Raw genomic sequence first — 24,393 nt, 5'->3', positions numbered from 1 at the left:
CCTGAAATAATAAACACGGACCAAGGGAGCCAGTTCACCTCCGATGAATTCTCAAGTACCGTATTGGGCAAAGAGATCAAACTTTCCATGGACGGTAAGGGAAGGGCAACGGACAATGCCTTCATAGAGCGCTTATGGAGAAGCGTGAAGTACGAGAAGATATACCTGAACCCACCAAGTGACGGACTAGACCTGTTCCTGCTATTGGTAGAATACTTTGAATATTACAACAAGGAAAGAAGACATGAATCAATCGATTATGATAGACCAATGGACATATTTAAAAAAGCAGCATAAATTAACCTGGATTTGTAGAAAACCTGTCCTACTAATTGGGGAATGAACAGTCAAACCACCTTCCTCAAAGGCTTCAGTTTCTACTTTAACATCAATCTCAAGTTCTTTCTGAAGTTCTGTATATATTTGGAGTAATTCAAATTCACATCGATTTCTAACAAAAGCATTCATTGTGTGCGAATCATCACTATCATCAAAGTAATAGTGTAATTCCAACTTATTGGCTAATGTTTCTTTTTTCATTTACGCGATATGGTTCTTTTGCCTTGTGTACAAAACGGTCTTGGCTATGAGCAGTTGCGTCCCGCAGGGCGCTATTGCTTATAGGTTTAGTGCTTGTTGCGCAATTATGAATTCCATCAACACGTACTTGTTAGGGTATTTTTTAAATCATAACTAACTGATATGTAGATTTTTAATTATTTCTTATAATTCAAAAACTATCAATTTATTCCTGATGACGAGTTGTGCAAGGGTTACCGGTGTTGTACGCTGGCTTTATTTTCGTAACCTATTTTCATGAAAATTCATAAGCAAATTAAAATTGCGCCAGAACTTTCTCGATTGTCGTTTTATATTGTCAGAATTATTGATAGGTTTCATTGTATCATTAGCTTTATATACATAACTTAAATAGTTTCCCCAATAGTACTTCTTGGTTTTTACGTATTTGGCAGGGTCAGATTTTGAAGGCCTGTGAATAAGCTTTCTTTTGGCGCCTCTGTGGGTAAACCTTTTATAAAGTCTTGATTTAAATAGACTTTTGTCGGGGTTTTTACTATGTAGAGCCAATGAAGTTGATTTTTTGAATGACCTTTTCATTGAACGGTAGAATTTGGAAAATCCAGAGCTTTTTATAAGAACCTTTTCACCATCATAAGTAAACCCTAAATATTCTAAAGTTCTGTTATAGTTATGTTCTTTCGTGACTTCATCGATTTCGAATCCTTTAAAAATACCATTTATTTTTTCAAAGCGATAGACTTTTGTCTTCGAGGGATGTATTTCTAAATTCTCACCATTCTTTATTCTATCTCTAAGAGTGTCAATAACTTTATCTTCATGTCTCTGCTCACATACAATGATAAGGTCATCGCTATATCGTTGGTAAAACCCATTAATTGAATTAGTTTTCTCAAAGATAGCATTGTCAAAATCCCACATATAGATATTTGCTAAAGTTGCACTTATAGGACTTCCTTGAGGTATACCGATTTTGTTTTTTGCGGAAATTATTAAGTTCAAATTATTCTTTAAGAATTCTTTTTTTGTGCAATATGCAATTGCGTTTTTTTCTTTAAAATATCTGTTCGATTCAATTTTGATACGCTTTACTTCTTTTTGCTTATCATTATTTGGAACTCCTTTTTCAACTAGCATATTTCCATGGTAGCTGTTAAAAAGTTGGTCAGACTCAACATATCTCAATCGAGTTAATGCTTTGAAGACATTAAAATGGTCCTTTGGTAAGGATTTTTCATCAAGAATTCTTGCCCACTGTTTTTTCAATATTTTATGGTCAAGTCTATCAAAAAAAGAAGTTACATCTGCTACAATTACTGATAATTTCTTTTCAGAGTTGTTTTTAATAAATTGGAAAGCAGATTTTGCAAAATCAATATTGCATTTGTTCTTATTAGATTCTTCAAAAAGAGGGATTTTTCTATAAGCGACTATACAGTCATTAAATTTCTCTTGTCTAATTTTTTTCTCGTAAGCATCAGCTAGAAGACTGTTATAATATGAAAAAACTAGAGAATCCATATGTGAAGCATAATAAATATGCCTAACTTTTGGCTTACCTATTATTCTCTTTCTTTCTCCAGATTTAGTTCTGTACGGATTGGTTTCATCTGCACGATATTTTCTTTTGACAATACATTTATGGATTAAAGGTAAAAAGCTATGGTTTTTTACTTTGTTTTCATCCTTAACATAACTTTTTATCCATTTATAATCACTAATGGATAATGGTAAATCTACATGTGGATATTTTTTTAATTTAAACCAATCTTCTGTTTCCATAATGAAAATAGGGCCAGATACTAATAGTAGCAGGTTTGAAATGTACATGCTATGCGAAGCTTTCACCAAAATTGGCTATTTCAACGCTACTCTTTTCAGGTATGGAAATTGCTATCTTTGTGGTAACCAGCTTAAACATTATGAAAATGATAAACAGATTAGCCCACAAGTGCAACTTCAGGATGACAACAGTAATCACACTGTTATCAACCATCTCCTCATTTCTTACTCTTCTAGAGGGAAATTTGGAAAATGGTATTTTCCTTCCCAGCTAACTTATATTTTAACTGGTTTAACAGAATAAAACGTAACATTTCGACCTTCTGGCCCATTTTATAAATATATTAATTAATCATTAATTCGTTCTTCAAGCTTGCGTATAACTAGTGGATATGAGGCAAATTCCATATAACCCATCATGTTTAGGGTTCAATAAATTACTTTTTAAAGTTCATTGGTATTTTTGGCATCATACAGCTATACCTGTTTTTGTGAAAATAAGCTTGCTTAAACGGTACGCTACAAATATCTCCGTTTTGAAGGTTACCGCCTTACGTAAAAGCGTAATCTCAAAAAAGTGTAGCTAAAATCCCAACGAAAACCAGTGCTGTAATCCATAGGGTCATTATCATTTTTCCAGCATTCTCCAACATCCTTTTCCTACAGTACTTTAAATATCGCAAAATAGCCCTACAAAAAAGAAGGGCCCAGATCTATATGAAGGGCTTTTCGATAAAACGTAGAAATTTATAGACGTAGGGCGTTGGTTAGAAATTCTTAAAAAAACACTTTCTATTTTGCTGTCCTCATAAAATACTGGGGGTGAAACCATAAATAATAGTAGTAAGGGCAAAAATAAAAGTCAAACGATTAGATCCCGATCGCTTTGCCGGGCTTCGTGGGTCGTATGGGGTTAATAGCGGTGCATTTCCAAATCGTCGAAGTCCTTTATTTCCGATAGTTTGATTAGGTCTTCTATGTCAACGGTACTCCAGGTTTCCCTAAAGGTCTCATCCCCGCCTTCGGCATCCTCATTTGTGTTTTCCTTGACCAATTTCTTTTGGGTCAAGAAGTTGATACTCGTTTCCTTATTCGTAACGGGGCCACGATTACTGCTGGAATCGTAGCCGATCAATTCAAAACCGGAGTTTTGAAACCGGAAGGTATACACCCAAGATCCATACCTGCCGTGGCTGTAGTGTATATACAGTTTTCCATTTTTGATTTCAATCCATAATTTGGGAGGATAGTACACCCCGCCATCTTCATTTTCCGACGAAAAGCAGGCGTAGTTTTTATCGGCAAGCCGATAACCTTTATCCGTCTTGAACAAGACCAGGATCCCGCGTCGATTTCTGTCCACTTTCTTGCCAAAGCGGTTGGTGACCACCTGGGCGCTATCGGTCTTTTTGATGATCAACACACAATCATTCAGTCCATCTTCATTTAAATCCCCATGGAAGCTTTCAAATTCCGTATATCCTTTGGGAATAAAATCGAAAGCCTCCTTATCCTGTGCGCCGCACCCCGTAAGCGTCAGAAGAAAAAGGGATGCTATTTTTAAAAATCCGTTCATTGGGCATTCGAAGTTGGGCAGTGGACCATTATTGCCAATACGTGTTCGTGTATGACGGGCTTGCCATGGCCTATTCGTCGATGATTTCGTTCAGGCCTTTCTTAAATTTTTTAAACCTTTCCGGCATTTCCAAAAAGGGTTCCAGGCTAAAACTAAAAGTACGGTCTCCATCAAAAAGCCAGTAATTGCCATCTAACCGTCCTTCCTTGGTCTTGATATGCTGTTCGGGGATATGGTTGACGGAAAATTGATTTTTCCCTTCATCGTACCAAATGCCCATCACACGTAAATCGCTTTCGCTTGCATAGCTAAGTTTTAAGCGGGTTTGAAAATCATTGTTTACCGGCTCAATGCCAAAGTCCTTGATGGGGAAAGCGTCCAGGTCCCTTGCCCAAGTATATGCGCCCGTTTTTTGATCGCTTAACTTTTTCCATTGTTCCAAAACCAATGTGGAGTCGCTTTCCGATTGAATAACCGTAAATAGGTTTTCTTGGACAATTTCTATTTCCCGACTCTTGGGATCTATGGTAACGGTAGTCGTATCGGCGGCAATTTGCCCACCTTCAGTCTTGAAAAAGGAACTTAAAATGAAGAAAAGTATTTTTACGGTTTCCATTTTTTGGTTTAGGGCCGGCCCAATGATATCTTAACGGCCTTGTCGGGCGGGCGGGTTTTGATTTATCTCTTTTTGTTGCAAAGCCAAAATTAAATATTTTGCCAACGCGCAATTTTCAATTTGGCGGACTTTATAAATATATACAGACCTTTCGATTTAGGATAGAAGTCCGCATTGCGTTCAGGTTTTGTCGGCATTAGTTAATTTTTATTCAATTTATTTTTTTTCTTCTCCCTTTTTCATATCTGTATTTAGAGTCTCTTCCGTATCCAATTTCATCGATCACTTCAAACCTAAAATTTTCCAAATCCCTGGTTTTAATTACCTTGATACCAAAAGGCTCGTTTACAAAATAGGCATATTGGTCATCCTTGGCATAGTAATGAATATCACATTCTAAATAATATGGGGCATCCTCTCCTATGCATTCTTCCAAAAATTGAAAAGTTGCAGGATTCGCTCCTTCTACTATTTCACTTTTAAAATATAGATGGTCTTTGTCTTTAAAAAGTGTATCCACTTTTGGGTGAACTTGTTCAAAAGTATCCACATCACAAGTCATTCTTACGGTATGGCCATAATATATGGCATCTCCAACTCTTTGGTAACATTCATTAATTGGTGTCATTTCAGAAAGGGAATAAGGTAGTTTGGATTCATACCAATAATCGATTTCCCCAGAAGTGGAGTAGCCGTTTTCAATATCCAAAATTTTAAAATTGTTTGGACTCGCATCAGGTAAGATTGTAGATCCACACATATAACTTTCTAGATAGACAGCGTTTTTATCTTTAAAATAAGTGGTGTTTTCGGCTTCATTGGCTTCAATTACACTAAAGCTGTCAATATCAATCTTGTTTAGATATTTCTCAAAACAAGTGTTGAGGTAATAGTAAATACAATCTTTATTTTTTGAATATCCGTGTCCTAAATTTACCCAGTCGTGATCGTAATCTTTTCCTCTAAAAATTTCAAACTCTTTGCCTGATTTATCTTTTACCAATTGTCGGTCCCAAAATATATCTAAGATGATTAAATCGTCCATTTTAAATTTTATTGATAGGGTTTTAAAAGCTTATGATGTTTAGATTCTGTTTCGAAATTACAAGAAGTAATAACAGGTGTTTTAGTTTTAGTAAAAAAAATAATCTGGAATATACAATGAGCCAAAGGCTAAAAAAGTAGAAATTAAAAGCAGGATTATACTAATTTTGGCTTCTCTAACTTCAACTTTTTTTTAATTCTTATTCCCTTTTTAATTAAAAAGAACGACAACGAGATGGTCAAAATTCCAAGAACGAATAATGCCTTCATAGAACGCTTGTGGAGAAGTGTCAAGTATGAAAAAATCTATTTGAACCCGCCTAATGATGGCTTGGAACTGTTCCTGCTCTTGGCGGAATATTCTGAATATTACAACAAGAAAAGAAGACATGGATCTTTAGCATGTGACAGGCCTATGGACATCTATAAAAAAGCAGCTTAAATTAACCTAGTTTTGTATAAAAGCTTTCCTATAAATTGGGGGATGAACAGTAGGTGCAGGGATAGGAGCTCCTATGTTCGCCTTAGGCAACGGAATCTCCTTTGGCGGATCGCTGATGGAGTCCGCCGCGACCGCCAATTGGGTACAGGGGGGAACAAGTACTGGGGCTTTTGCAATTGATTTGGGTACCGATGCATTAATCCAAAGAATACCAGGCTCACAGTTGGCTACTAAAATATTGTTACAGAACAAGAGTTTGAAAATAAAGTTAATAGAACAGGCCATTATAAACAATCAATAATATTGAGGATGGGCTACTGGAAATATATCTTAATGATTGTTGGATGCACTGTATATCTGATCTTTTTCAGTAAATCGGTCAAGCATTCTAAATCCGCCGTGGACGAAAATGAAAATAGCGACCCGTATGTAAGCAAAGAAACAAGTGATCTGTATCACGATATAAGGGCGTTTTTTGGTCGTTTGGGTGCAATCTTCATGATCCTATGGAGCGCTTACGAATTGTATAAATATTTTAGTTAACCAGACCATGGACAACTTTGGATTATACCTGCCGATTCTAGCGATTCCTGCATGTTCCCTTTATCTAATCACACTGTTCCTTAGAGCACGCAAAGTCAAATTGAACCGTAATGAAAGGCTCTTCGCGGTATTGGTATCGTTTCTGCTGTTGTGGAACATTTATGAATTTTACCGTGATTACAGATTGATTATGCAGGGAATATCAGATATGCTTGGTTAAGAGGATCACTATATCCCTTCGTCGTTAATCTGGCCTACCCGTGAAGGCAGATTAATAGGTGGGAATGAACGGTTGTGTGTATCGGCTTAGGGCATTTTGTAACCCCCGACAGCTTCGTACAGGATCCCTACAGTACCCTGAGCTATAACAGGTACAGCTATGTTTGGAACAACCCGTTGATGTACGTGGACCCAAGTGGGGAATTCTTTAGGGTGGCTGTCAACGTCGGGGCCGCTTCGGGGGCCGGAGCAGGTTTTGCGGGGGGCTTTGTGGGCGGTGCCGGAAACTCGTGGCTTAACGGTGGCAACTTTGGCCAAGGACTACGGGCCGGGCTTAAAGATGGTCTTGCCGGATGAGTCGTGGGTGGCTGCTCTGCGTCGACTCTTACGGTAACGAGGAAAAGGGGTACGGACACATCACAACAAAGCTTTCTTTTTATAAGGGCATAATTGCTTGATGGGGTGAAGGGTAGGGGCATAAAAAAACGGTCTGTGCATCTACACAAACCGTCTATTTTACAGGTCTTGAACCTTTTGTAGCGAGAGAGGGACTTGAACCCTCGGCCTCCGGGTTATGAATCCGACGCTCTAACCAGCTGAGCTACCTCGCCAGGTCGTTTTTTCAAACGGGTGCAAATATAATGGTAAATTTTGTGTCCATCAACATAACTCGCCCAAAAAAATATTATATGGGTTTTATTTTTTTATCATAAGGAAATCTATATATTGCCCGTAAGAAAAAAGTAAAGAAAGAATGAGCGACAAAATAAAATTTGAACTTGAATTTGTAATACAGTCTTCGCCGCAACTGCTGTATCAGTATATATCTACGCCTTCCGGTCTCTCCGAATGGTTTGCCGATAATGTCAATTCACGTGGGGAAATGTTCAATTTTATTTGGGATGGCGCGGAGGAAGAGGCCAAACTGCTGAAGCGAAAAAGCGACGAGTTTGTAAAGTTTGCCTGGGTCGATAACGATGACGATTCCTACTTCGAAATGAAGATCATCGTTGACGAGATCACCAAAGACCTCTCGTTGTTCATCACCGATTTTGCCGAAGAGGACGAGGTGGAGGAAGCCAAAATGTTGTGGAGAAACCAAGTGTCCGACTTAAAACAAGTTCTAGGGTCAAAATAGGCTCTTAATCGCATTAACCTTATCTTTGGTCCCGATAATTATCGGGACTTTTTTTATGATCAATTACAACGGAAACCTTCTAGCGGAAAACACGCCTTTTTTAGACCATCGGAATAGGGGACTGCGGTACGGCGACGGTCTTTTTGAAGCGATGCGTGCCCTAAACGGAAAACTGATTTTTTGGGAAGACCACTATCTGAGGCTTATGGCCTCTATGCGGATCCTGCGTATGGAGATACCCATGAACTTTACCATGGAGTTTCTTGAGGAACGAATAATGGAAACGGTCGAGGCCAATGGCTTGGACCGGGCCCCGGCGCGGGTACGCCTTACGGTTTATAGAAACGATGGAGGCCGCTACCTCCCCGAAAGCAATGATATTTCCTATATCATTGAGGCCGACCCGCTGGCCGAACCTTTTTATGTGCTTGACGGTACGCCCTACGAGGTTGATCTTTACAAAGATTTTTATGTGAACAAGGACATGCTTTCCAACCTAAAGACGAACAACAAGGTCCTCAATGTGGTAGGAAGCATTTTTGCCGAAGAAAACGGCCTTCAAAACTGCTTGCTCCTAAACGGCGATAAACAAGTGGTAGAGGCCCTGAACGGAAATATTTTCGTGGTCAAGGACGGACATATTAAAACGCCCCCTCTTGAACATGGGTGTTTGGACGGCATTTTGCGAAAAAAGCTGATAGCGATACTGAAAAAGTTGGAGGAATATAGCTTTGAGGAAGGGGCGGTTTCGCCATTTGAACTCCAAAAGGCCGACGAGCTCTTTATTACCAATAGTGTTGTAGGCATTCGACCGGTCAGTAAATACAGGAAAAAACAATACCATACCACGGTCGCGCAAGACCTCGTGGGAAAACTGAACGCGAACGCGCGTTTGGCCTAGTTCATACTGGGGTTTTCGGGCGAGTTGGACCACAATAGGTAATTGCCCCCGAGCTCGAGCATCTTTTCTTTCCAAAAGGCATCGGCCGATTTGTTGATAATGTCGCTCTGGTAATCGTTTTTTACCACGATCCACGAGTTTGAGGAAAGCTCTTGGTCCAATTGATAGGCCGACCATCCCGAGTAGCCCAAAAAGAAACGGATATCGTTTTCCGAGATGACCCGGGTATTGATAAGGTCGATGATCTTCTCGAAATCGCCGCCCCAATAAATACCGTCCGATATTTCGATGCTATTGGCGATCAGGTGGGGCACCCGGTGAATGAAATACAGGTTGTCTTGTTCTACGGGTCCGCCGTTGTACATTTGAAAGGGAATGGTAATTTCCTTGACCAAGTCGTTGATAAAGTACTCCAAAGGCTTATTCAAAATAAAGCCCACGGAGCCTTCTTCGTTGTGCTCGGCCAGAAGCACGACAGAGCGATTAAAGGAAACATCGCCGGTCAGCGATGGTTCGGCTATCAAGAGCTTGCCTTTTTGAGGTTTAACGTCGATCATTGTACTATAGTAAATGGCTATTCAAAACTAAAATAAGATATTTCTTATAAAAATCAAGGCTAGTTACCATAAAAAAAGCGTTCCCGTGTACGAAACACGGGAACGCCATATCTTATTTCCTATCAGTAATTAGTTTACTGAATTAGCCAAATCTGATCCAGCTTTGAACTTAACAACGTTTTTAGCTGCGATTTTGATAGTTTTTCCAGTTGAAGGGTTTCTTCCTTCCCTAGCGTTTCTTTTGGAAACAGACCAAGAACCGAAACCGACCAAAGAAACGCGATCACCTTTTTTCAAAGACCCCTCGACGTTACCCAAGAAAGATTCCAATGCTTTTTTAGCTGCCGCTTTTGTGATGCCGGCATCCGCTGCCATTGCATCGATCAATTCTGTTTTGTTCATAATGTAATTAAATTAATTGTTGTTATAATAATTTAAATCGTTTAACAAATTTATACGGATTTGTGGTCAACGCAAGTAAAAACGGGGCAAATCAGGGTTTTTGTTGATAACTAAGGCGGTTTGTTAATAAAGTAGGGCTTTTTTTACTTCTCTCGCAGCCCAATGATAACGGGGCTTTACGACATGCGGGCATTTTTTTCGATTTCAAGACCGTTCAGAACGTCTGCCGTCTTCATCTTCCTTTTGCCCGGAAGCTGCAATTCGCGTAGGTCGATAAAACCATCTTCGACGGCAACTTTTAATTCTTTTTTGGTGCTGATTACACTACCGGTGGCCAGGTTGTGTTCCGTCCGTTCTATGGAAGAGGCGTAAATTTTTACGAATACTTCCTTCGTTCCGTTGATAAGGTGGCTCCAGGCCCCGGGGTAGGGACTTAGCCCCCTGATGTGGTTGTGAATGGTTTCAATGGGTTGCGACCAATCGATCTTGCAGGTGTCCTTATGGATCTTAAAGGCTTCCTTTAAGGGCCGGTCCGATACCTGTTTTTGGGTTTGGATCGTTCCCGCCTCGATTTCGCGAACGGTCTTTACTACCAAGTCCGCCCCCAAAACCATCAATTTGTCGTGTAGGCTACCCGCATTGTCTTCCGGGGAGATGCTTGTTTTTTGCTGGAGGATGATTTCCCCGGTATCGATCTTTTCGTCGATAAAGAAGGTAGTGACCCCCGTTTCGGTTTCCCCGTTGATGATCGCCCAGTTGATGGGCGCCGCACCGCGGTAATCCGGAAGCAGGGAGGCGTGCAGGTTAAAGGTACCGTATTCGGGCATGGCCCATACCACCTTGGGAAGCATACGGAAGGCCACCACGATCTGTAGGTTGGCCCTGAGCGCCTTTAATTGGTCCAGAAAATCCTCGCTTTTTAGGTTGGTGGGCTGCAGAACGGTAAGCCCTTGTTCCAGGGCGTATCTTTTGACATCCGATTGTTGCAGCTTTCTGCCCCGGCCGGCAGGTCTGTCCGGTGCCGTTATTACACCAACGATAGCGTAGTTTTCCTCAACCAATCTTTTAAGGGTGGTGGCGGCAAACTCGGGAGTGCCCATAAATACAATGCGTAAATCTTTCATATTTATCATGTTTTATTCCGGGCCAAGGAAAACCTTAGCCTATCTCGTATTCGTTTCTTGGGTTTATACGTATGATACCATCGGCCAGCAAGTCCCGTAGGGCATCAAGTACCACATCTTCCCTTTCGTTCAGTTTTTTGATCAGGTACCTGGAACCTTGGGGGGCTTCCCGCAGTACATAAAGTATTCTTTCTTCGATAGGCTGCAGGTCGACAGGGCCTTGGGCCTTCTTGAGGCAGCTATCGCATATACCGCAATCTTTTACGGCCTTTTCCCCGAAATAGTGCAGTAGCAGCTTGCTTCTACAGGTGTTTTCGGTATGGATGTATTTGAGCATGGCCTCTATTTTTTCGACCTTGGTGCGGTTGAGTTCCGCTACCTTTTTGGCAAATACATTGATGGTACGGTCGTCTTCCCTCGGGACCAAAAAGGTTATCTCCAGATCGTTGTGCTGCGATTGGTAGGCAATTATACCGTCCTTCTCGAGTTGTTCCAATACCCCGATTACCCGTTCTTCGCTTACATGGGCCTTTTTCGCTATAAGTACCGTATTTATCTTGGTCTCGAAATCAAATACCCCGCCATAGGAACGCAGGATTGTTTTGACCACTTGGTCTATGTTTTGGTTCGATTCGAGGTAATCGAAAATCGTTTCCTTATCACATATAAAATGAACGGTCGTTAGTTTGGAGAAGGATTCGGACAGGGAAATGACCGAATATTGGTCCAAAATCCGAAGGGCGTTATAGCTTAGGAAGGAATTTAATTTGTAGACCGAAACAAAGTCGTGGAAATTGAACTGGAACTTTTCGTTGCTGCCTTCCCCGTAGGGAATCTGAAAGTAGTTGTTGAGCTTGTTGTATATTTTTTTCAGGAAGGGGGTATCGGGCAAAGCCCCCAAAAACTGGTTTTTTAAAAGTTCTTCGTCCGTTTTGTTGGTAAGCAGCACGGCCTGGGCCCCCTTTCCGTTCCGGCCCGCCCTTCCGGCCTCCTGAAAATAATTTTCTATGCAGTCGGGAATTTGGTAGTGCACCACAAGGGCCACATCGGGTTTGTCGACACCCATGCCAAAGGCATTGGTCGCTACCATAACCTGTACCTTGTCGCTTAACCAGGCCTCGAGCTTTTCCCGCTTTTCCTTTTGGGTAAGGCCGCCGTGAAAATAGGTGGCCTTGCATTGGCCCGAATTAAGGAATTGGGCCAGCTCTTGGGTGCTTCTTCGCGTACGCACATAGACGATGGTACTTTGCGAGGTGCTTTGGCATAATTCCCCCAATCGGTGCCTTTTGTCCTCTACGTGCATCACCTTAAAGGCCAGATTGGGTCTGGAAAAGGAGTCCTTGACCACAAAGGGATCGTTAAAACCGAGGTTTTCGACAATGTCCGAAGCTACTTTTTCGGTAGCGGTGGCGGTTAGGGCGATAAAGGGCGTACCAGGAAGGTATTCGCGCAATTGACCGCATTCCAAATAGGCGGGCCTAAAGTCGTGGCCCCATTGCGAGATGCAGTGGGCCTCGTCTATGGCGACCAGGTTAACGTTCATCTGCCTGATCCTATCGATTACCATCTCTTGTTTCAGGCGTTCGGGTGATAGGTAGAGAAATTTATAGTTTCCGTAAAGACAATTGTCGAGCAGGTTGTTCAGTTCGTCAAAAGATATGCCCCCGGTCAGGGCAATCGCCTTGATGCCCTTTTCCCTCAGGCCGTTTACTTGGTCGTGTATCAATGCGATGAGTGGGGAAACCACAATGCACAGGCCTTCCTGGACCATGGCGGGTATTTGGAAACATACCGATTTGCCGCCCCCGGTAGGCAAAAGGGCCAAAACGTCCCTTTTTTCAAGCACGGCATCGATGATCTTTTGCTGGGACCCCCTAAAACTCGAAAAGCCCCAATATTGCCTGAGAATGGAGATGGGGTCGGTGGGCATTAGACTAATTTTAAACGTTCTAAAATAAAATCGCTGCGTTCTTCGATACTTCCTTTCGGAACCAAGGTGACGGTGTACCCGAATCGGGTATAGGCCTTTTCAAGACATTCGAAAACCCGAACGGATTCCTCATAGGTTTCAAACCTTTCGTTGTCAACGGCGTATATCTCTTCCCAAGGGGGCATCAACAGAATGGCATCGTAGCGGTAGTCGTAGCAGGCTTGGGCAAAAGCGGAATCGTAATCTTGTCCGAAGCAATCCATATACGCATGTACATCGGGTATGCCACGGTCGTAGAAAACAATGTCGGTTCCCGGAACGGGGTTTATGTGGTACTGGTCGATACGGCCATCCAAAAGCATTTGATTGAACTTTTTTGGGTCCTTTACCGAAACGATCGGATTGGTCTCAAAGCTAATTCCGCTTGTACCCTTCTTTTCCGCGGAGGTCATACTTCGTATCAGTTCGTGCACACAGAAGTAGCCCCTTTGTTCAAGATGTTTGATGACAGAGGTCTTGCCCGTACTTGGGCCACCGGTAATGACAACTTTTTTAATGCTCAAATGCAAAAGGCTTAGGCTCGCAAAAGTAATCATTCCACAATGATTTTAAAATGGCCCGTTTAAGAAGTACCTTTGTATAAAATATGAGGTATATGGATCAGAAAAAATCAGAAGCGTTTTATATCCGCTTACGGGAGCAGTTACAAGAGACCACCAAATGGCCTTCCGATTACCTGTACAAGTTTATTGTATTGAGCGAGCCGGAGAAAATAGCACAGATTCATAAGATATTCGACAATACGGGGGCCGTTATCGAATCGAAGCTGTCAAAAAAGGGAAAATATACCAGTGTATCCGTTACGGTCAACCTCAATAGTCCCGAAGAAGTTATCGTAAAGTACAAGGAAGTAAGCCAAGTGGAAGGAGTAATATCGCTGTAAATAGTTTTTAAGCTATAATTTTCTTAATTTGCAGGCGTTATAAGTGTACTTCCTTTTTTTTAAGCAAAAATTTTCAATTTGAATTTAGTAGAAAACCTAGAATATAATACCGAGCGGCCAAAGTTGATCATACCCGAATACGGGCGTCATTTTCAGAAAATGGTCGATTATGCGGTATCGATAGAAGACGATGAAGAACGAAACCGGGTGGCCCAGGCCATTATTAGTGTAATGGGCAATATTCAGCCCCATTTGCGCGATGTGCCCGATTTTCAACACAAGCTTTGGGACCAGTTGTTTATTATGTCCAATTTTAAGTTGGATGTAAAATCGCCCTTTCCCATTACGAGCAAGGAAATTCTTCAACAGCGTCCCGAACCATTGAAATATCCCCAGAACCACCCTAAATACAGGTTTTATGGAAACAACATCAAAAGAATGATCGATGTTGCCGTAAAGTGGGAGAAGGGCGATATGCGCGACGGACTTGAATACGCCATTGCCAACCACATGAAAAAATGTTACCTGAACTGGAACAAGGATACCGTTGACGACAAGGCCATTTTCGCACACCTGTACGAGTTGAGCGATGGGCAGATCGACCTTACCGGCGAAAACCTTACCGACAGTGGCCAGTTCTTGAAAAACAGGGTAGCTAAAACGCCCCGCAACAATTCGGGCAAAAAGAACCAAAGAAATAACAATCGCGGTAAAAAGCGATACTAATATTCTCCAGCTTACATGGGCACCTTTAAAATTGAGGGCGGTCACCAACTTTCCGGTGAGATAACCCCACAGGGCGCTAAGAACGAGGCCTTGCAAATTCTCTGTGCAGTTTTACTTACTGACCAAGAGGTTACGATCAACAACATCCCGAACATCGTAGACGTCAATAAACTCATCGCGTTACTGGAGGATTTGGGCGTAAAGATCCAAAAACGAAAAAAAGGTTCGTATACCTTTAAGGCCGACGATGTCAATCTCGAGTACCTGCAATCGGAAAAGTTCAAACAAGACGGTCGCGGACTCCGGGGCTCCATTATGCTCGTAGGCCCCCTATTGGCCCGTTTTGGCAAGGGCTATATACCCAAGCCCGGGGGCGATAAAATAGGCCGCCGCAGGCTCGATACCCACTTCGAGGGCTTTATCAACCTAGGGGCCAAGTTCCGCTACAACAAAGAGGAGTACTTCTATGGGGTAGAGGCCAAAAAGCTGAAGGGCACGTACATGTTGCTCGACGAGGCCTCGGTAACGGGTACGGCCAATATATTGATGGCCGCCGTTCTCGCCGAAGGTAAGACCACCATTTACAATGCGGCCTGTGAACCGTATTTGCAGCAATTGTGCAAAATGCTCAACCGTATGGGCGCCAAAATTTCGGGTGTGGGCTCCAATCTCTTGGAAATAGAAGGGGTCGATAAATTGGGGGGTACCGAGCACACCATGCTTCCCGATATGATCGAAATCGGAAGTTGGATCGGACTTGCGGCCATGACCAAGAGCGAACTGACCATAAAAAACGTGAGCTGGGACGACCTAGGGCAAATACCTACGGTTTTTAGAAAATTGGGGATTCAGCTCGAGCGCAGGGGCGACGATATCTATATTCCCGAACACAAAGACGGATACGAAATACAGAATTACATCGATGGTTCCATCCTGACCATTGCCGATGCCCCATGGCCGGGACTCACCCCTGACCTCTTAAGCATTATCCTAGTGGTGGCTACCCAGGCAAAGGGCGAGGTGTTGATCCATCAGAAAATGTTCGAAAGCCGTCTGTTCTTTGTCGACAAACTTTTGGATATGGGGGCAAAGGTTATTCTATGCGATCCGCATAGGGCCACCGTCATAGGCCATAACTTCAAATCGACCCTAAAGGCGACCACAATGACCTCGCCGGATATTAGGGCAGGGGTTTCCCTGTTGATAGCGGCACTTTCGGCCAAGGGTACTTCCACCATCCATAACATCGAGCAGATCGATCGCGGGTACGAGGATATCGATACGCGATTAAGGGCCATCGGGGCCAAGATCACCCGGGTGTAACGAGCGCCGTTCATAGCGCCAAGGGTACATCGCGATGACCAATGACCGGGCGGCCTAGTCGCCGGCGAATGGGCGGTCGCGTGCTAATGTTTGGCGTCATTTATCTCGATCCAATACGCATCGGGATCTTGAAGGTATATCTGTCGTACCCCGTCGGTACGCAAGGTAACCGCGCCTTTCTTTCCGGGCCAGTCCCAATAGGGAATGCCGTTTTTTTCCAAATGGGCGATCACCCCATCAAGATCTTGGGTGGACAGGCACAAATGCATGGACTTATTTTTTTCAAAGGGGGCAACGTCTTTTTCTATTAAATGGATCTGCGAACGACCACTGACGACAAACCACCTAAAACCTGGTGCCCTATCGGGGTGCGGGGTTTCTTCCAATCCCAGGATGTTGCCATAAAAATCGGCGCTGACATCCGAATCTTCCACAACGAGGGCCAAATGATCGATACTAAAATCAAAGGACTGTGCTGAGGTTAACAAAGGAAGGGCGTAGAGTATGGGCAAAAGGACGAAGAATTTTTTCATAAGTCGGATATTTGGGCCCGAAGGTAACCATTACCGCCCAATCTGCCCTATTTCCATATCATCATACCTGCCTTATGGCAATAATTCACGATAAAATGGAGTTTATATGTAACGTCTCCGAGCCATCGGGACTTTCATTTAACCAAAGAAACCGGACCATGAAGAAATTTTTTCGCTTATTATGCGCCGCCGGCCTTGTGCTGTCGGGGGCTAGTTGTACCTCTACAAGTACCTTGACAATGGGGGTGTTGGAGCCAGCCCGTATCAGTGTGCCCTCAAATGTGACAAAGGTGGGCCTAATCAATAGAAGTATCCCCTCCGCAGGAAACAAAACCGTCGACCAGATAGACAGAATATTGTCGTTGGAAGGATTAAACCTCGATAGGGAAGGGGCTGAATCGGCGATTACGGGGCTTTACGATGAGCTATCGGCATACAATAGGTTCGAAAACGTGGTGATCATAGAAGACATTGAGATCCAGCGAAAGGGACTAGGGGTTTTTCCGGCCGCCTTGGGCTGGGAGGCCGTACAGCAAATTTGCGATGAATTTGATGTCGATGTACTGCTTTCCTTGGAATTTTACGATACCGATACCAAGGCAACCTACGAAAGCACTATGGTAACCGTGCCCAACAACTTGGGAATCAAGGCTACCATTCCCGGCCATAAGGTTACCCTGAATACCGAGATCAAAAACGGATGGCGGGTATACGATCCCCGGCAAAAATATATTTTGGACGAATATGTGGAGAACAACCGAATTGCATCGGTTGGTGAGGGCGTTAACCCCATAAAGGCGGTAGAGGCCATTATCGGTCGTAAGGAAGCCGTACTCCAAACCAGCAATAACCTCGGAAACCGCTACGGTAGAAACCTAATGCCATTGCGAAAGAGGGTTACCAGGGAATACTTCGTTAGGGGTACCGACAATTTTAAAATAGCCCAGCGTCGCGCCCAGACCGGTGATTGGGAGGGAGCCGCCCAATTATGGGAGAAAGAGGTACGGAACCCCGATGCGAAAATAGCGGGACGGGCCTGTTACAACATGGCCATCATCAATGAAATTAACGGCGATTTGGAAAAGGCCATGGAATGGGCCTCAAAATCATATGCCGATTACGAGATTACCAATGCCCTTAAATACGTGAATATCTTAAAGTACCGTATGGCCGAACAACAAAGGTTGGACGAGCAGCTGTCCCGCTGATCTTTTAGGCCGGCGGGGACGTCAACCCAGGGCGGCCTTATATACCTTGAGGCACCTTTCGCGTGCCTCTTTGTGGTCTACGATCTTGTTCGGATAGGTGGCGGAATCGTGTTCGGGCACCCACTTCGAAATGTATTTTTTTTCCTTGTCAAATTTATCGACCTGGGTCATGGGGTTGAAAATACGGAAGTAGGGGGCGGCATCGACACCGCTTCCGGCGGCCCATTGCCAATTGCCTACATTGCTGCTCATCTCATAATCGAGCAGTTTTTCGGCAAAATAGGCCTCGCCCCAGCGCCAATCGATCAGTAGGTGCTTGCATAGAAAGCTCGCGGCCAACATACGCACCCTGTTGTGCATATAGCCCGTCTCGTTAAGTTCCCGCATGCCCGCATCGACCAATTTATAGCCCGTCTTTCCCTCCTTCCATTTTTCGAAGTGCTTTTCGTCATTGATCCATTCGATACGGTCGTATTTTTTCTTGAACGATTCGTTTACGGTATGGGGAAAGTGATACAGTATCTGCATAAAGAATTCGCGCCAAATTAGCTCACTCCAAAAAACCTCGTTCTTTTCAGCTATGGCCTTCTTCATCATTTTTCTTACGGAAACGGTACCGAAACGGAGGTGCGGACCGAGTCTGGAAGTGCCCTGTTCCTTGGCCGGAAAATTCCGGGTCTTTTCATAATTCGCAACAAGGCTGGGGGTAAGGGTATAATCGGGCACCTTGATCGACGACATTTTAAAGCCCATATCGCCCAGTTTTAAATTGGGCAGGCGCGTGTTTTTTACTAGGTTGCCCAAAAATTGGCTCGTGTAGCGGATTTTAAGATGGTCGTCGGCCTTAAAGTGCCCTTTCCACTTGTTTTTGTACGGCGTATAGACCAGGTAGGGGTCTCCGTCACTTTTGACAATTTCATCCTTTTCGAAAATCACCTGGTCTTTAAAGGTTTTAAGGGGGATGTGGTGGCCTTCTAAAAAATTGCGTATTTCGCCATCCCTTTCCTTGGCATAGGGCTCATAATCGTGGTTGGTATATATGCAGTCTATGGTGTATTTCTCCAAGAGCGACTTAAAAACGTCCTTAGGACTACCATAGTGGAGTGCAATGCTACTGTCGTGTCGGTCTTGAAGCTCTTTGCGCATTTTTTGAAGGTTGTCGTAAATAAAGGTGACCCGGGCATCGTCTTCGGGCAGGTTTTCCAAAATTTGCTTATCAAAGATAAAGAGGGGCATAACCGGTGAATTTCCCTTAAGCGCGGCCAGAAAGCCCACGTTGTCGTCGAGCCTTAAGTCCCTGCGAAACCAAAAAATAGCAATTGTGTCTTTCATGTCTTTACGGTTCAAATAAATATACTTTTTTAAAAGGCATGGGTCAACTGCCGCTGAGGGTTGACAAGCCCCCGTCTACGGCAAGGACCTGACCCGTTATCCACCGGCTGTCGTCACTTAAGAGAAATTGGGCCATATGGGCGATATCTTCCGGGCTGCCTATCTTTTTTAGGGGATGCCGACTTGCCATATCTTCCCTTTTCCTATCGTTGTTCAACAAGCGTTTCGCCAAGGGAGTGTCTACCAACGAGGGGGCGATTACATTGATTCTTAGCTTCGGGGCATATTCTGCCGCAAAAGCCCTTGCAAAGCCCTCTATGGCCCCTTTGGCCGCCGAAATACTGGTATGGTAGGCCATTCCGGTACCTGCCGCCACGCTGCTGAAGAGCACCAGACTGGCCCCCGCCGACATTCTTTCGACTACGCTCCCAAGAACCTTTACCATGCCAAAAAAATTGATGAGCATGTCTTTTTCGAAAGTCTCGACATCGAGCATGGTAAAAGGTTTGAGGTCGATACTGCCCGGAAGGTACACAAAACCGTCGAGTGATTCCGGCAGCGAACCTGTGTCCAAATCGTCGTTTTGCGCATCGAAGGGAATATGTCTTACACTGTCCGGCAATGTGCTGTGGGTTCTAGAGGCGACGATAAGCCGGTGCCTATCTTTGAGCTGATCGACAAGTGAAGAGCCGATACCGTGTGATCCCCCGATCATTAAAATAGTTTTTTTCATAAACTTGACTTTGGATTTGAAACACAATGGCCTACGTTATGGCAAGCGATTTTGAATTGCCCTTGATCTCGCCAAATAACTGGCCCAGCTTCTGTTCACGATAGAGAAAAATTTCACGCAATTGTTTTTTTACAAAAAGCTGATGGGCCATCTGCCCCAATACCCCAAAAGGCAGTTTGTAGTCGATGAGGTCTTCCATCTCGATACCGCCCTCGACATCCTTGATAAAATGCTTATGGTGCCACAGGGCATAGGGGCCGAAACGTTGCTCGTCTACAAAGTATTCGCTTGCCTTGACGTGGGTTATTTCGGTGACCCACTTGATCGAATAAAACGGAAAAGGCGATACCCTATACTGAATAATTTGTCCGCTGAACATGGGCCTGTCGGCGCCCGACAGGATGTGGAACCCCATGTGTCCTGGCGTGATAACGCTTAGGTTCTTAGGGTCGGATAGAAAGTCCCAAGCCGTTTTCCTGTCGATTGCCAAGGCCTGTTTCGAATAGAGGCGGTATAGTTTCATTTCGCGGTTTTACCAAAGATAGGTTCATTTTTGTTTAACTAAAATATATTATGTTTAAACAGTTAAAAAATTATCTTATTGAGATCCTGGTCCGCCTTGACCGGACCTAAAAATGGAGGAATCGTATAAACGGTTGATTGTTAATGTTTTTTGTTTTTTTGTTTTTTGGTTATTTAAGGATTTGTTAACGATTGAAGTTTTACTTTCTAAGTAGTTTTGGGAAAACTATAAAATCAATTCAAATGAAAAAATCATTCCTTTTAGCAATTGCTTTAGTGCTTTCTACGGTCGTGGAAGCACAGATCGAGACCCCGGCACCCAGCCCGGCCTCTAGGTTGGAGCAGAAAGTAGGGTTGACCGATGTGACCATTGAATACTCAAGGCCCTCGATGCGCGGTAGAACCATTTTGGGAGGTCTTGTGGAATACGGTAAAATTTGGCGAACCGGGGCGAATGCCCGCACCAAAATTACGTTCAGCGACGATGTAAAGGTCGACGGGCAAGAATTGAAGGCCGGTTCGTACGCCCTTTATACCAAGCCGGGAAAAGAGTCTTGGGAAGTGTTTTTCTATACCGAGGTCGAGGGGGGAGGAACCCCTAAGGTTTGGGACGATAGTAAGGTAGCGGCAAAGACCACGGTCGATGTCTATCGATTACCCGTCGACATTGAAACCTTTACCATTACCTTCGACGACCTGACGAGCAGTTCCGCCGTTTTGGGGCTCATGTGGGAACGAACTTACGTTGGCGTACCTATTGAGTTTCCAACCGATGCCAAGGTTTCAAAGAGCATAGAGACAGTGATGGCTGGGAGTCCCACGGCCAACGATTATTATGCGGCGGCGGTTTACTATTTCAGCGAGGGCAAGGATATCGCCCAGGCCGATAAGTGGATGGACAAGGCCATGGACATGACCGAAGAACCCGCTTTTTGGCAGTTGCGCCAACAGTCGCTCATCAAAGCGAAGGCAGGCGATAAAAAGGCAGCCATCAAGGCGGCCAAAAAGTCCTTGGCCAAGGCTAAGGAAGCCGGTAACGACGACTATGTTAAGATGAACACCGAGTCATTGAAAGAGTGGGGCGCCAAATAGGAAACCCATCATAAAGTAGAAAGGGTCCCGGAAAGGGACCCTTTTTTATTGAGACACGGCCCATTGGGCCACTTCGATGACATCGTTGGGAATCTTGTGCTTTGTTTTTATAGTCTCCAACTCCCCTTTGTCGTTTTCAAAGAGGGCCACCGCCAATCGTGTTTTAAAATGACCGTCGTCGGTGTTGGATTTTAACTTTGTCAGGAGCAGGTCGGCTTCCTTGTCCCTGTTCAATTGCCTGAGGGCCAATAGTCCGTATAAATGGTTGATGCTGTTCCTTTCGGGATGCATTTGGGTGTACCGGGCAATTTGCTCCAATAGGGAAAGGTTTTTCTCTGTTTCCCCGATATATTTCGAGGCCAGGGCCAGTTGATAGTCCTGTGCCCTTTCGTCGGGACCATAGGGTTTGCCCACCCCGATGTTCTCGGGCCATTCCTTTGCCTTGTTCAAGAGAGCGATGGCCTTGTCGTAGGCCTTGCTTTTCATTTTTTTCACAGCGAGGGCCAAGTGGGCACGCTCGTAGATTTCACGGCTCTCACTGGCATGTTCGTAGGGGAGGACTTCAATTTTTTCCAGTACGGACAGTACCTCGGTGTACCTTCCGGTGTTCAACAGGGCCTTGGCATGGGCCAAACCAATGTTATAGTTGTCCAAGAACTTCTTGTAGGCGCGTTTGGAGCGTTTATAGGCCTGGTCGAATTGTTGGTGGTCCAAATAGAAGAGAATGTTTTCTTCCCATACCTTCCAGTCCTTGGGCTTGAGTTCCAGGGCCTTTTCATAATCGGCTTCCACTTCGGCAATCGGCCTGTCCTTTAACATTTTGGCCCGGAACCGGTAGAAGACATCCGAGTCGGGGGTGCTTCCTAGACCTTGTAAAAGGGCTTCCCCCTCTTTGTTTCTTCCTACGGCATAATAGTTCAGGGCCAAATAGTACCTGAACTTCCAATGGCCGGTTTGCGCTACGGCCCATTCCAATACGGGCAGGGTTTCCCTTCGATAGGGGAGTACGAATTCGATAGGGGCCTGCGATAGGGCCCTTAGGGCCTCCGCACTACCAAAATTTTCATTCCCGTCCCTCAGATAGGCCGACCAAATGGCATTTTTGGTAGCCTCGGGCCGTAGGTCCAGCACTTGTAGGGCCTCTTCCACCAGCCCCAATTTTCTATACTCCAAGGCCAGCCCCAAAAGGGTTTCCGAAGGAAATTCATTGTGCAGGGCCAGATCGGGCGTATGTGATGACATAAATTGCCTTTCCAGGTTTGCGAAGTGGGAGAGCGGTGCCATATTTAAAAGCTCGTCCAATTCGCGTTCAAAACCTTCGGAGTTTCCCGTTTTTCTCAAAGCAAGCAATTTTACTTTTCGGGCATTGAGGTTGTACGTATTAAAATCCATGGCCTTTTGGGCATAGGTTTGGGCCCTATTGTAATTTTTGGAAGCGAGGTAAAGTTCGGCCATTTGGGCGTAGGCCACTGAGCGGTATTTGACGTCCCTGGCGGCCCAGCCCAAAGACTCAAGGGCATTGATGGTATCGTTTTGGGCCCGGTAAGCAAGACCGGCCATATAATTGGCCCCGGAGTTGTAGGTGTCCCATTTTAGAACCGTACGGGCGTGGGCCAAGGCCGTGTCGTAGTTGGCCCTTCGGTATTCCAGTTCCGCTAGTTGTACAAGGCCCGCCTGATGGTAGGGGTCTAAGCCGACCAATTCGCTTAATAGCTTGTGGGCCTTGTCGAATTCCCTATATTCCAAAGCCTCGGTACCTTCGAACAACAGTTCTTCCGTTTTTGAAAGTCGGATCTTGGGGTCGGTATCGAAGGGTCTTTTCAGTTCATTGGCCTTGGGGTCGGATGTATAGGACAGCTCCGTACCCGCTATGGTGATTTGAACCTTGTCGTCCGGACCGGCATCCAATTCTCGGGTGAAAATCTCCATAGGTCCTAGGGCCAGTTTTTCCTCAAGTACGATTTTATCGTTGATCCCTACCTTTAAGACCTGGTCCAAGTTTTGCAGGGGATTGATTCCTATGTAGAGCTTGTCCTTGCCGTGCTGTACGTTGAGCACACCATGGGGCGAGGCGTCGACCATTCCCCCGATCTGTTTGTAGGGGAACCATATTTCACTCCAGGTATCCGTGGTATAGGGGTCGAAACCGACCTGGCTAATGGGATTGACCGCACCCGGAAAATATTGGTCGAACAGGCGCCCGGCCTGAAATTCGATGTACTGCCCGTCGGTATCCGTCAAGAGGTCTTCCCAAATGCCCCCGGAGCGCGATAAGGCCCACAGCCATAATTTTTGTCCCGGCATTTCCTCATAGGGCGCCCATTGGCCGAAACCAAAACGGCTATCGCGGTAATATCCTCCAAAAAAATCATTGAATTCGCCCACGATATGGTACGATTTGGCCGGGCCGAAATTGTTGTTCCTGTAAAGCGATAGATCTCTGCCCTCATTGTCAATAGGCCAGGCATGGGCATTGCCATTGTGTTCTACATAGGCATTTCCCGGTATATAAAACTCCAGGTCGTCGGTGGCCTCGGCGGCACCGGTCATCCAATTGTAATACGACTGGGTCAGGGGAGAGGCGTTGTACCACAAGGCATTGGTTTCGAAGTAGGCCTTATCCCTTTCAAGGCGTATCTCGACCTGCCAATAGGTATTGGAAGGAAGGTCTACGGCGCCGACAATACAACTGACGCTGCCATCATCATTCCTCTTGGTGAGGTAGTCGACGGGCGTGGCCGTATGGGGATGGTGGCCGATAATACCAAAATTGAACTCTATGCCACCGGAGGTCCACGGACCCCTCATGGCGATATTTCGGAATTTGACCACTTCGTTTTTGTACAAAAACTCCTTTCCCGTACTTTTTTCGATGGCGCCCCAAACCTTGCCCCCGATTTCGGGCAGCACCATGACCTTTATATAGTCGTTTTCCAAGGTTACGACCTTCCAATCCTTCTTTTTGGCCTTGTGATCGTATTCCTCGAATTTGAAATAGGGGAATATTTTGGGATTTTCGGTTAGAATAGGCAAGGGGTTCGGTTTATCGAAACCATAGGTGTCCAAGGAGCGGAGCTCTTCTTTGATGGTGACCGATTGGGTTTGGGCTATAGACGCGGCATTGACAAATAGGGCAAGGGCAAGGCTGACAAAATTGAATTTCATTG

The 24,393-nt window shown here is 44.7% G+C and carries 24 protein-coding genes and 1 tRNA gene; 10 read left to right on the top strand and 15 right to left on the bottom strand.

Features of this window, described 5'->3' with window-relative positions; genetic code table 11:
* Nucleotides 1–297 (top strand): integrase core domain-containing protein (locus BUB37_RS16505; RefSeq protein ID WP_139278125.1); only part of this gene is annotated, 297 nt, incomplete at its 5' end.
* Between the two features lie 498 nt (nucleotides 298–795).
* On the opposite strand, the gene BUB37_RS16500 is transcribed toward BUB37_RS16505, so the two are convergent.
* From BUB37_RS16500 to BUB37_RS16485, 4 genes are all read right to left on the bottom strand, one after another.
* Nucleotides 796–2,322 (bottom strand): reverse transcriptase/maturase family protein, encoded by a 1,527-nt coding sequence (locus BUB37_RS16500; protein WP_072994941.1) that lies wholly within the window; start codon nucleotides 2,320–2,322, stop codon nucleotides 796–798.
* Nucleotides 2,323–3,235: 913 nt separating this feature from the next.
* Nucleotides 3,236–3,898, bottom strand: a complete 663-nt coding sequence (locus BUB37_RS16495) for a hypothetical protein (protein WP_072994922.1) — start codon at nucleotides 3,896–3,898, stop codon at nucleotides 3,236–3,238.
* Between the two features lie 70 nt (nucleotides 3,899–3,968).
* Nucleotides 3,969–4,514, bottom strand: coding sequence for a hypothetical protein (locus BUB37_RS16490; protein WP_072994921.1), 546 nt, complete (start codon nucleotides 4,512–4,514; stop codon nucleotides 3,969–3,971).
* A 211-nt stretch (nucleotides 4,515–4,725) separates the two neighbouring features.
* On the bottom strand, nucleotides 4,726–5,559 hold the full coding sequence (locus BUB37_RS16485) for a DKNYY domain-containing protein (protein ID WP_072994920.1): 834 nt from the start codon (nucleotides 5,557–5,559) through the stop codon (nucleotides 4,726–4,728).
* Between the two features lie 234 nt (nucleotides 5,560–5,793).
* Between BUB37_RS16485 and BUB37_RS22015 the strand changes: the two genes are divergently transcribed.
* Both BUB37_RS22015 and BUB37_RS16460 read left to right on the top strand, forming a co-directional pair.
* Nucleotides 5,794–6,000, top strand: coding sequence for an integrase core domain-containing protein (locus tag BUB37_RS22015; protein ID WP_072994919.1), 207 nt, complete (start codon nucleotides 5,794–5,796; stop codon nucleotides 5,998–6,000).
* 837 nt (nucleotides 6,001–6,837) lie between these two features.
* Entirely contained in the window at nucleotides 6,838–7,119 is a 282-nt protein-coding gene (locus BUB37_RS16460; protein WP_072994915.1) for an RHS repeat-associated core domain-containing protein, read from the top strand.
* A 180-nt stretch (nucleotides 7,120–7,299) separates the two neighbouring features.
* On the opposite strand, the gene BUB37_RS16455 is transcribed toward BUB37_RS16460, so the two are convergent.
* Nucleotides 7,300–7,373: transfer RNA gene (locus BUB37_RS16455), tRNA-Met, on the bottom strand.
* 143 nt (nucleotides 7,374–7,516) lie between these two features.
* Here BUB37_RS16455 and BUB37_RS16450 point away from each other — a divergent pair.
* Nucleotides 7,517–7,900: an START-like domain-containing protein gene (locus tag BUB37_RS16450; protein WP_072994914.1), complete on the top strand. Its 384-nt coding sequence runs from the start codon at nucleotides 7,517–7,519 to the stop codon at nucleotides 7,898–7,900.
* A gap of 55 nt (nucleotides 7,901–7,955) precedes the next feature.
* The gene (locus tag BUB37_RS16445; RefSeq protein ID WP_072994913.1) at nucleotides 7,956–8,801 is read left to right on the top strand and encodes an aminotransferase class IV; all 846 of its coding nucleotides are present in this window, start codon (nucleotides 7,956–7,958) and stop codon (nucleotides 8,799–8,801) included.
* Here BUB37_RS16445 and BUB37_RS16440 read toward each other — a convergent pair.
* From BUB37_RS16440 to BUB37_RS16420, 5 genes are all read right to left on the bottom strand, one after another.
* Nucleotides 8,798–9,358 carry a YqgE/AlgH family protein gene (locus tag BUB37_RS16440; RefSeq protein WP_072994912.1) on the bottom strand — a complete coding sequence of 187 codons (561 nt, stop codon included), beginning with the start codon at nucleotides 9,356–9,358 and terminating at the stop codon, nucleotides 8,798–8,800. The genes BUB37_RS16445 and BUB37_RS16440 overlap by 4 nt on opposite strands.
* A 129-nt stretch (nucleotides 9,359–9,487) precedes the next feature.
* Nucleotides 9,488–9,760, bottom strand: a complete 273-nt coding sequence (locus tag BUB37_RS16435; protein ID WP_072994911.1) for an HU family DNA-binding protein — start codon at nucleotides 9,758–9,760, stop codon at nucleotides 9,488–9,490.
* A gap of 176 nt (nucleotides 9,761–9,936) precedes the next feature.
* On the bottom strand, nucleotides 9,937–10,884 hold the full coding sequence (fmt, locus tag BUB37_RS16430) for a methionyl-tRNA formyltransferase (protein WP_072994940.1): 948 nt from the start codon (nucleotides 10,882–10,884) through the stop codon (nucleotides 9,937–9,939).
* Between the two features lie 34 nt (nucleotides 10,885–10,918).
* Nucleotides 10,919–12,814 carry a RecQ family ATP-dependent DNA helicase gene (locus BUB37_RS16425; RefSeq protein WP_072994910.1) on the bottom strand — a complete coding sequence of 632 codons (1,896 nt, stop codon included), beginning with the start codon at nucleotides 12,812–12,814 and terminating at the stop codon, nucleotides 10,919–10,921.
* Nucleotides 12,814–13,410 carry an AAA family ATPase gene (locus BUB37_RS16420; protein ID WP_072994909.1) on the bottom strand — a complete coding sequence of 199 codons (597 nt, stop codon included), beginning with the start codon at nucleotides 13,408–13,410 and terminating at the stop codon, nucleotides 12,814–12,816. The genes BUB37_RS16425 and BUB37_RS16420 overlap by 1 nt, the downstream gene beginning before the upstream one ends.
* Nucleotides 13,411–13,469: 59 nt before the next feature.
* Between BUB37_RS16420 and BUB37_RS16415 the strand changes: the two genes are divergently transcribed.
* From BUB37_RS16415 to murA, 3 genes are all read left to right on the top strand, one after another.
* On the top strand, nucleotides 13,470–13,757 hold the full coding sequence (locus BUB37_RS16415) for a DUF493 family protein (protein ID WP_072994908.1): 288 nt from the start codon (nucleotides 13,470–13,472) through the stop codon (nucleotides 13,755–13,757).
* Nucleotides 13,758–13,835: 78 nt separating this feature from the next.
* On the top strand, nucleotides 13,836–14,483 hold the full coding sequence (locus tag BUB37_RS16410; protein ID WP_072994907.1) for a DUF4290 domain-containing protein: 648 nt from the start codon (nucleotides 13,836–13,838) through the stop codon (nucleotides 14,481–14,483).
* 15 nt (nucleotides 14,484–14,498) lie between these two features.
* On the top strand, nucleotides 14,499–15,806 hold the full coding sequence (murA, locus tag BUB37_RS16405) for a UDP-N-acetylglucosamine 1-carboxyvinyltransferase (protein ID WP_072994906.1): 1,308 nt from the start codon (nucleotides 14,499–14,501) through the stop codon (nucleotides 15,804–15,806).
* An 83-nt stretch (nucleotides 15,807–15,889) separates the two neighbouring features.
* Here the strand turns inward: murA and BUB37_RS16400 are convergent, their stop codons facing one another.
* The gene (locus BUB37_RS16400) at nucleotides 15,890–16,339 is read right to left on the bottom strand and encodes a VOC family protein (protein WP_072994905.1); all 450 of its coding nucleotides are present in this window, start codon (nucleotides 16,337–16,339) and stop codon (nucleotides 15,890–15,892) included.
* 158 nt (nucleotides 16,340–16,497) lie between these two features.
* Here BUB37_RS16400 and BUB37_RS16395 point away from each other — a divergent pair, with 158 nt between their 5' ends.
* A complete protein-coding gene (locus tag BUB37_RS16395; RefSeq protein ID WP_072994939.1) occupies nucleotides 16,498–17,547 on the top strand; it encodes a DUF6340 family protein in 1,050 nt (349 codons plus the stop codon).
* Between the two features lie 21 nt (nucleotides 17,548–17,568).
* Here the strand turns inward: BUB37_RS16395 and BUB37_RS16390 are convergent, their stop codons facing one another.
* The 3 genes from BUB37_RS16390 to BUB37_RS16380 are packed head-to-tail and all read right to left on the bottom strand — an operon-like array spanning nucleotide 17,569 to nucleotide 20,135.
* Complete coding sequence (locus BUB37_RS16390) at nucleotides 17,569–18,879, bottom strand: cryptochrome/photolyase family protein (protein WP_072994904.1); 1,311 nt, start codon at nucleotides 18,877–18,879, stop codon at nucleotides 17,569–17,571.
* A 43-nt stretch (nucleotides 18,880–18,922) separates the two neighbouring features.
* Entirely contained in the window at nucleotides 18,923–19,612 is a 690-nt protein-coding gene (locus tag BUB37_RS16385; protein ID WP_072994903.1) for an SDR family NAD(P)-dependent oxidoreductase, read from the bottom strand.
* Between the two features lie 31 nt (nucleotides 19,613–19,643).
* Nucleotides 19,644–20,135, bottom strand: a complete 492-nt coding sequence (locus tag BUB37_RS16380; RefSeq protein ID WP_072994902.1) for an SRPBCC family protein — start codon at nucleotides 20,133–20,135, stop codon at nucleotides 19,644–19,646.
* 242 nt (nucleotides 20,136–20,377) lie between these two features.
* On the opposite strand from BUB37_RS16380, the gene BUB37_RS16375 reads away from it, so the two are divergent.
* Nucleotides 20,378–21,226, top strand: coding sequence for a DUF2911 domain-containing protein (locus BUB37_RS16375; protein ID WP_072994901.1), 849 nt, complete (start codon nucleotides 20,378–20,380; stop codon nucleotides 21,224–21,226).
* Nucleotides 21,227–21,271: 45 nt separating this feature from the next.
* Here BUB37_RS16375 and BUB37_RS16370 read toward each other — a convergent pair whose 3' ends face one another.
* Nucleotides 21,272–24,391, bottom strand: coding sequence for a DUF5107 domain-containing protein (locus BUB37_RS16370; RefSeq protein ID WP_072994900.1), 3,120 nt, complete (start codon nucleotides 24,389–24,391; stop codon nucleotides 21,272–21,274).
* Nucleotides 24,392–24,393: the final 2 nt, after the last annotated feature.

Source organism: Pseudozobellia thermophila (assembly GCF_900141855.1).
GTDB classification, from domain to species: Bacteria; Bacteroidota; Bacteroidia; order Flavobacteriales; family Flavobacteriaceae; genus Pseudozobellia; species Pseudozobellia thermophila.
Note: the sequence above shows the minus strand (reverse complement) of the source record. Positions and strands in the feature narration are given on the sequence as shown.

Excerpts from the sequence above, each read along its gene's own strand:
- BUB37_RS16395 (WP_072994939.1), top strand. The coding sequence starts at position 16,498 with ATGAAGAAATTTTTTCGCTTATTATGCGCCGCCGGCCTTGTGCTGTCG.
- BUB37_RS16415 (WP_072994908.1), top strand. The coding sequence starts at position 13,470 with ATGGATCAGAAAAAATCAGAAGCGTTTTATATCCGCTTACGGGAGCAG.
- BUB37_RS16425 (WP_072994910.1), bottom strand. The coding sequence starts at position 12,814 with ATGCCCACCGACCCCATCTCCATTCTCAGGCAATATTGGGGCTTTTCG.
- BUB37_RS16375 (WP_072994901.1), top strand. The coding sequence starts at position 20,378 with ATGAAAAAATCATTCCTTTTAGCAATTGCTTTAGTGCTTTCTACGGTC.
- BUB37_RS16490 (WP_072994921.1), bottom strand. The coding sequence starts at position 4,514 with ATGGAAACCGTAAAAATACTTTTCTTCATTTTAAGTTCCTTTTTCAAG.
- BUB37_RS16390 (WP_072994904.1), bottom strand. The coding sequence starts at position 18,879 with ATGAAAGACACAATTGCTATTTTTTGGTTTCGCAGGGACTTAAGGCTC.
- BUB37_RS16420 (WP_072994909.1), bottom strand. The coding sequence starts at position 13,410 with ATGATTACTTTTGCGAGCCTAAGCCTTTTGCATTTGAGCATTAAAAAA.
- BUB37_RS16445 (WP_072994913.1), top strand. The coding sequence starts at position 7,956 with ATGATCAATTACAACGGAAACCTTCTAGCGGAAAACACGCCTTTTTTA.
- BUB37_RS16500 (WP_072994941.1), bottom strand. The coding sequence starts at position 2,322 with ATGGAAACAGAAGATTGGTTTAAATTAAAAAAATATCCACATGTAGAT.
- BUB37_RS16400 (WP_072994905.1), bottom strand. The coding sequence starts at position 16,339 with ATGAAAAAATTCTTCGTCCTTTTGCCCATACTCTACGCCCTTCCTTTG.
- BUB37_RS16495 (WP_072994922.1), bottom strand. The coding sequence starts at position 3,898 with ATGAACGGATTTTTAAAAATAGCATCCCTTTTTCTTCTGACGCTTACG.
- BUB37_RS22015 (WP_072994919.1), top strand. The coding sequence starts at position 5,794 with ATGGTCAAAATTCCAAGAACGAATAATGCCTTCATAGAACGCTTGTGG.
- BUB37_RS16435 (WP_072994911.1), bottom strand. The coding sequence starts at position 9,760 with ATGAACAAAACAGAATTGATCGATGCAATGGCAGCGGATGCCGGCATC.
- BUB37_RS16380 (WP_072994902.1), bottom strand. The coding sequence starts at position 20,135 with ATGAAACTATACCGCCTCTATTCGAAACAGGCCTTGGCAATCGACAGG.
- BUB37_RS16450 (WP_072994914.1), top strand. The coding sequence starts at position 7,517 with ATGAGCGACAAAATAAAATTTGAACTTGAATTTGTAATACAGTCTTCG.
- BUB37_RS16440 (WP_072994912.1), bottom strand. The coding sequence starts at position 9,358 with ATGATCGACGTTAAACCTCAAAAAGGCAAGCTCTTGATAGCCGAACCA.
- BUB37_RS16485 (WP_072994920.1), bottom strand. The coding sequence starts at position 5,559 with ATGGACGATTTAATCATCTTAGATATATTTTGGGACCGACAATTGGTA.
- fmt (WP_072994940.1), bottom strand. The coding sequence starts at position 10,884 with ATGAAAGATTTACGCATTGTATTTATGGGCACTCCCGAGTTTGCCGCC.
- murA (WP_072994906.1), top strand. The coding sequence starts at position 14,499 with ATGGGCACCTTTAAAATTGAGGGCGGTCACCAACTTTCCGGTGAGATA.
- BUB37_RS16385 (WP_072994903.1), bottom strand. The coding sequence starts at position 19,612 with ATGAAAAAAACTATTTTAATGATCGGGGGATCACACGGTATCGGCTCT.
- BUB37_RS16370 (WP_072994900.1), bottom strand. The coding sequence starts at position 24,391 with ATGAAATTCAATTTTGTCAGCCTTGCCCTTGCCCTATTTGTCAATGCC.